The organism is Rhodanobacter ginsengisoli, assembly GCF_042657065.1.
Taxonomy (GTDB): domain Bacteria; phylum Pseudomonadota; class Gammaproteobacteria; order Xanthomonadales; family Rhodanobacteraceae; genus Rhodanobacter; species Rhodanobacter ginsengisoli.
On sequence record NZ_JBHSNF010000010.1, the window covers coordinates 1 to 1,773 of the forward strand.

General features: G+C 63.2%; 1 protein-coding gene. It reads left to right on the forward strand.

Annotated elements, in window-relative coordinates; translation table 11 throughout:
* The first annotated feature begins 69 nt into the window (after positions 1–69).
* Entirely contained in the window at positions 70–1,584 is a 1,515-nt protein-coding gene (locus ACFPPA_RS19035; protein WP_377322838.1) for an IS1182 family transposase, read from the forward strand.
* Positions 1,585–1,773: the final 189 nt, after the last annotated feature.

Consider the following 1,773-nt stretch of genomic DNA (forward strand, 5'->3'; position numbering starts at 1 on the left):
CTAACGAGGTTGTAGAAAAACCTCCGCCGATCTTGCTTCAATAGCAGGACGTGAACAAGGGGCATCGGCATGGCACGCTACCGACACATCGACATGAGTCCGCGGCTGTTGCCGGTGGATCTTGAGGCGCAACTGGTGCCGGGATCGTTCGCCCACGCGCTGCATCATCTGGTCGATCAGCTGGATCTGTCGGCGTTCGATGCGCATTACCGCAACGACGACAGCGGGGCGCCGGCGCATGCACCGACGATGCTGCTCAAGGCGGTGCTGTTGGCGTACTCGCAGGGCATGGTAAGTTCGCGTTCGATCGAGCGGGCCTGCCGCGACAATGTGCTGTTCATCGCCCTGACCGGCGACGCCAAGCCACACTTCACTACCATCGCCGACTTCGTCAGCCGCTCGCGCGAGGCGATTGCCAGCGTCTTTGCTCAAGTGCTTACGCTGCTGGATGGCGAAGGCCTGATCGGTCGCGACATGTTCGCCATCGACGGCGTGAAACTCCCCTCCAACGCGTCCAAGCACCGCTCCGGCACGCGTGCCGAGTTCCTTGCGCAGGCGCAGAAGATGGAGCGTGCGGCGAACACCATGCTGGAACGCCACCAGGCCAACGATGCCGGCGCGGCCGAAGACGTACTGGAAGCCAAGGCGGCCGCCCGGGTCGAGCGGCTCACCCGCGAGGCCACGAAGATTCGCCAATGGCTGACCGAACACCCCGACGATCGGCCCGGGTCGCGTGGCAAGATCCGCCAGTCCAATCGCACCGACAACGAGTCGGCCAAGCTGGCCACTGACAAAGGCGTGATCCAGGGCTACTGCGGCGTGGCCGTGGTCGATGCGGCGCACCAGGTCATCGTGGAGGCTTCGGCCCACGGCACCGGTGCGGAACAGAAACTGCTGTTGCCTGTACTGGATGCCTGCGCCAACCAGCGCACCGACACCACCTTGATCACCGCCGATGCCGGCTATCACTCGGAGGCCAACCTGGCAGCGTTGGCCGAAAAGGGCATCGACGCCCTGATCGCCGACAACGCCATGCGCCGGCGCGACGAACGCTTCGCTGATCAGGCCAAGCACCTGGCCAAGCCCGATCCACTGCACGACAAGACCCGTCAGAAGGCTAAAACCACGTTGTTCGGCAGCAGTGACTTCATCATCGCGCCGGATCAGTCACACGCCATTTGCCCTGCCGGCCAACGCCTGTATCGCAACGGCAAGGACTGCACCATCGGCGGCTACGCCGCGATCAAGTTTCGAGCGCCGGACAGCGCGTGCAAAGGCTGCCCCTTGCGCACGAAGTGCTTGCGCAAACCCCAGACCACGCGCTCACGCCAGCTCGCCGTGCTCACCCGCAAAGCCGAACAAACCCACAGCCAGCGCATGCGCGATCGCATCGACAGCGCGTGGGGACGGAAACAGTACGGTCGACGCTTCGCCACCGTCGAGCCGGTCTTCGGCAACGTGCGGGCGAACAAGCGACTCAATCGCTTCACCCTGCGTGGCCAGACCAAGGTGGATGGTCAATGGAAGTTGTTCGCGTTGGTCCACAACATCGAGAAGTGGGCGAACTACCGCAAGGCGGCTTGAGAGGCGCAAGGCGGGCCCATGACCGTCTGAAGCGCGCACCGAACGCATCAGATCAAGTCGAGCATCCGATCACACGGAACCACCAAAATGGCCTCGTCGAACAACGCGATTCGACTGCCGCCGTTTTGGCCGTCTATCCGTTCGCGAAAAGGACTTTTTCTACAGCCTCAACGCTGGAGTTAAGCGGCG

Coding starts and splice junctions, on each gene's coding strand:
- ACFPPA_RS19035 (WP_377322838.1), top strand. CDS start 70: ATGGCACGCTACCGACACATCGACATGAGTCCGCGGCTGTTGCCGGTG.